The sequence below is a fragment of the Thermodesulfobacteriota bacterium genome, from assembly GCA_040758155.1.
In the GTDB taxonomy this organism is placed as follows: Bacteria; Desulfobacterota; Deferrimicrobia; order Deferrimicrobiales; family Deferrimicrobiaceae; genus UBA2219.
Window position 1 is genome coordinate 1 of sequence record JBFLWB010000201.1, and the last position, 4,831, is coordinate 4,831.

General features: G+C 69.3%; 3 protein-coding genes. 1 reads left to right on the forward strand and 2 read right to left on the reverse strand.

Features of this window, described 5'->3' with window-relative positions; all coding sequences use genetic code 11:
• The coding region (gene clpB / locus AB1346_13980; protein MEW6721550.1) for an ATP-dependent chaperone ClpB at positions 1–2,559 on the forward strand (2,559 nt) is incomplete at its 5' end.
• A gap of 11 nt (positions 2,560–2,570) precedes the next feature.
• Here clpB and garD read toward each other — a convergent pair.
• Both garD and AB1346_13990 read right to left on the reverse strand, forming a co-directional pair.
• Entirely contained in the window at positions 2,571–4,130 is a 1,560-nt protein-coding gene (garD, locus tag AB1346_13985) for a galactarate dehydratase (protein MEW6721551.1), read from the reverse strand.
• Positions 4,127–4,831: substrate-binding domain-containing protein (locus AB1346_13990; protein ID MEW6721552.1), on the reverse strand; the 705-nt coding region annotated here is incomplete at its 5' end. The genes AB1346_13990 and garD, both read right to left, overlap by 4 nt.

Here is a 4,831-nt window from a genome sequence, read left to right on the forward strand (position 1 = left end):
TCGCAGGAAGCGCTGCAGGACGCCGTCCGGACGGCTTCCGAGCGGGGGCACTCGCAGGTCGAGCCGGAGCATCTCTTCGCCGCGCTGCTCCGCCAGGAAGGCGGCGTGGCGGGGGAGCTCCTCGCGAGGACCGGGGTCGCGGCGCAACGGCTCCTGGCCGACGCGGAAAGCCTGCTGTCGCAGCTTCCCAAGGTCAGCGGCGCGGTGTCGCGGGGGCTGTCGCCGAGGATGGAGCCGCTGTTCCGGAAGGCGCTCGAGGAGGCCGACGCGTTCAAGGACGAGTACATCTCCGCCGAGCATTTCCTGCTCGCCTTCGCCTCGGATGCCGGCGGGAAGGCGGGCGAGCTCCTGAAAAAGGCGGGCGTGACGCGGGAGGCGCTGCTGTCCGCGCTGACCGCCATCCGCGGGAGCCAGCGGATCACCGACGAGAATCCCGAGGCCAAGTACCAGGCGCTCGAAAAATATTGCCGCGACCTCACGGAGGCCGCCCGGCGCGAGAAGCTCGACCCGGTCATCGGCCGCGACGACGAGATTCGCCGGGTGATCCAGGTCCTTTCCCGGCGGACGAAGAACAACCCGGTCCTGATCGGGGAGCCGGGCGTCGGCAAGACCGCCATCGTGGAGGGGCTCGCGCAGCGGGTGGCGCTGGGCGACGTCCCCGAGGGGCTGAAGGATAAAAAGGTCCTGGCGCTCGACATGGGCGCCCTCATCGCCGGGGCGAAGTACCGCGGCGAGTTCGAGGACCGGCTGAAGGCGGTGCTCAAGGAGATCGGCGCCGCGGAAGGAAAGGTGATCCTGTTCATCGATGAGCTCCACACGCTGGTGGGCGCCGGCAAGGCGGAAGGGGCGCTCGACGCCTCCAACATGCTCAAGCCCGCCCTGGCGCGCGGCGAGCTGCGGTGCGTCGGCGCGACCACGATCGACGAGTACCGGAAGTACATCGAGAAGGACGCGGCCCTGGAGCGGCGCTTTCAGCCGGTGACGGTGGGCGAGCCCACGGTCGAGGACACGATCTCGATCCTGCGGGGGCTGAAAGAGCGGTACGAGGCGCACCACAAGCCGGTCCGGATCAAGGACTCCGCGCTGATCGCCGCGGCGACGCTTTCCCACCGGTACATCTCCGACCGGTTCCTGCCGGACAAGGCGATCGACCTGATCGACGAGGCGGCGTCCCGCCGCAAGATCGAGCTCGACTCGGTTCCGACCGCGATCGACGAGGTGGAGCGGGAGAAGAAGCAGCTCGAAATGGAGAAGTTCGCCCTGTCGAAGGAAGAGGATGCGCCGTCCCGCGAGCGGCTCCGCAGGATCGACGGGGAGATCGCCGGCCTGAAAGCGACGATCCAGGCGCTCCGCGACCGCTGGACCGGGGAGAAGGCCGACATCGCAGCCGTCCGCGCTATCCGGGAGCAGCTGGAGCATGCGACCTCCGAGATGCACCGCGCCGAGCGGGAGGGGAACCTCGAGCAGGCGTCGCAGCTCAAATACGGTGTCATCCCCGGCCTGCAGAAGCAGGTCGAGGAGGCGTCGCGCCCCGCGGCGGACGGGCCGACGCGGCTGCTGAAGGAGGAGGTCGACGAGGAGGACGTCGCGGAGATCGTCTCCCGCTGGACGGGAATCCCGGTCTCTCGCCTGGTGGAGGGCGAGGTCAGGAAGCTCCTCTCGATGGAGGAGCGCCTCACCGCGCGCGTGGTGGGGCAGGACGACGCGGTCCGCCTGGTGTCCGACGCGGTGCGCCGCGCCAAATCGGGATTGAAGGATCCCCGCCGCCCCATCGGGTCGTTCCTTTTCCTTGGGCCCACCGGCGTGGGGAAGACCGAGCTGGCCCGTGCGCTGGCGCAGTTCCTCTTCGACGACGAGGCGGCGATGGTGCGCCTCGACATGTCGGAGTACATGGAAAAGCACTCGGTGGCGCGGATGATCGGAGCCCCCCCGGGGTACGTCGGGTACGAGGAGGGCGGGGCCCTCACCGAAGCGGTCCGCCGCAAGCCCTACACGGTGATCCTGTTCGACGAGATCGAGAAGGCCCACCCGGACGTCTTCCACATCCTCCTCCAGGTGCTGGAGGACGGGCGGCTGACCGACGGTCAGGGGCGGACGGTCGACTTCCGCAACACCGTCGCGATCCTAACCTCCAACGTCGGCTCGCAGTGGATCCAGGAGATGGCGGGGAAAGGGGATGAGGCGATCCGCTCCGGCGTGATGGAGGAGCTGCGCCGCTCCTTCAAGCCCGAGTTCCTGAACCGCCTCGACGAGATCATCCTGTTCCATTCGCTGGGCAGGGAATCGCTCTCCCGGATCGTGGACATCATGGTGCGGGAGCTCAACGACCGCCTGGCCGACCGGAAGATCGAGGTGACGCTGACCGCCGCCGCGAAGGAGAAGATCGCGGAAATCGGCTACGAGCCGGCGTTCGGCGCGCGGCCGCTGCGGCGCGCGATCCAGAAGCACCTGCAGGACCCGCTGGCGATCCGGATCCTGAAAGGGGAATTCCGGGAAGGGGACAAGGTGACGATCGACGCCGATCCGAAGGAGGGGTTCACCTTCCGGAAGGCGCAGTGATCCCGGGCCAGCTACGTAACCGGCCCGGGGTTGAACAGCACGAGGTCGTTGCGCAGTCCGAGCCGGTCGGCGGCGACCAGCTTGCGACCGCTGGCCACGTCCAAAATAAATCGGAACAGCTCCCATCCCACGTCGGAGACGGTCGCCTCCCCGAGGGCGATGCGGCTTGCGTCGAGGTCGATGAGGTCGTGCCAGCGCTCGCCGAGCGCCTGCGAGGAGGAAACCTTCACCACCGGCGCCATCGCCAGCCCGTAAGGCGTTCCGCGGCCGGTCGTGAAGACCTGCAGGTTCATCCCGGCGGCGAGCTGCAACGTGCCGCAGACAAAATCGCTCGCCGGGGTGGCCGCGAAGACCAGCCCGCTCTTCCGGACGCGCTCTCCGGGACCGATCACGTCCGCGATCGGGCCGCTGCCGGATTTGGCGATCGAGCCGAGCGCCTTCTCCACCACGTTCGCGAGTCCGCCCTTCTTGTTCCCCGGTGCGGGGTTGGCGCTGCGGTCCGCGCCGCCGGCGGCCAGATAGCGGTCGTACCAGGCCATCTCCTTCAGCAGCGCGCGTCCGACCCACACGTCGACCGCCCGCGGGAGGAGCAGGTGGACCGCGTCGCGCACCTCCGTCACCTCCGAGAACATCACGGTGCCGCCCGCGCGGACGATGAGGTCCGCTGCGTATCCGACTGCCGGATTGGCGGTGACTCCGGAGAATGCGTCGCTTCCTCCGCACTGGACGCCCACGACCAGCTCGGAAGCGGGGCAGCTCTCCCGCCACCGGCGGTTGAGCCGCTCCAGCCGCTTCTCCGCCATCCGCATCAGGGCCGCCATCATGCCGTCGAAGCCGCGGAGCCCTTCATCCTGGAGGAGCATCGCCGGCGAGACGGAGCAGCAGCCGCACATCTCGCAGGCGTTCCGGTCGTCCTGCGGGACGAGCCGGTCGGTTTCGAGCTTCTCGCAGCCGAGCCCCACGATCATCGCTTCGCCGCCGAAATTCGGGTTGCGGACCAGGTTTTGGAGCGTACGGATCGGAATTGCGGCTCCGGGGGCGTTGATGGCGATCCCGCAGCCGTAGCCATGGTTGACCGCGACGACGCCGTCGACGTTCGGATAGCGGGGGAGCAGCTCGTCCTCGATGCGGCGAACGAGAACATTCGTCACTCCCGCGACGCACTGCACGCTGGTCACGATCCCGAGGAGATTCTTCGTGCCGACGCTGCCGTCCGCATTCCGGTACCCGTCGAACGTATATCCCGAAAGCGGCGGGAGCGCGGGCGCGCGCCCCGTCTCGAGGGGGAGGGCGTCCAGCGCCGGCGGCTCGGGCAGCAGCACCAGCGACTCGTCGATCCAGCTTCCGCGCGGGATAGCTTTCGCGGCCCGCCCGATGACTTCGCCGTAGCGGATCACCGGCACGCCCTCCGGCAGGTCCGCCAGCGCGACCTTGTGGGCCGCGGGGACGGCCTCGCGCAGAACGGTACCGTCCTCCAGGACGGCGCCGGCCGGCAGCCCCCCGGGATCCGCGACGATCGCCACGTTGTCCCGCTCGTGGATCTTGATGGATCGCGCGCGCCCGCCCGTCATGCGGTCCCCCGCTCGATCACCCGGAAGCCGATGTCCACGATCTTCTCCGTCTCCCTTCCCTCGAACCGGGCGAGCAGCGCTTCGGCGGCCTTCCGCCCGACGGCGGCGCGGTCGATCCGCACCGTCGACAGCGAGGGGAACGTGTGCGCCGCGAAATCGAGGTCGCCGAACCCCACGATGGCCAGCTCGTCGGGCACCGACAGCCCGCGCGCCTGCGCCTCCATCAGCACGCCGTGCGCCAGCGTGTCCGAGCTGCAGAAAACCGCCAGCGGAAGAGGGCCGCGCTCCAGGAGGCGGGCGAGCCCCTCGCGCCCCAGCCGGAAATTGGATGGCGCGGGCACGACGGCGGTTGCGACGTCGGCGAACCCGTGCCGGCCGAGCACCGAGCGGTATGCCTCGTTACGGACCTCCGCGCGCGCGTCGTCGGCCGTCACCAGTCCGAACCGCCGGCGCCCCTTGGCGAGAAGATGCTCCGCCACGGCCTCCCCGACCTTCCCATGGGAGAAACCGACGAGCATGTCGATCGGGGTGGGTGTGATGTCCCACACCTCCACGATCGGGATCCGCGCGGCGATCAGCCGCCTGCGGCTCTCGTCGGAATGCGTGATGCCCGTCAGGAAAAGGCCGTCGGGACGTCTGCTGAGGATGGCCGCGAGCAGCGATTCCTCCCGGGAGGTCGGGTAGCCGGAGGTTCCCAGCAG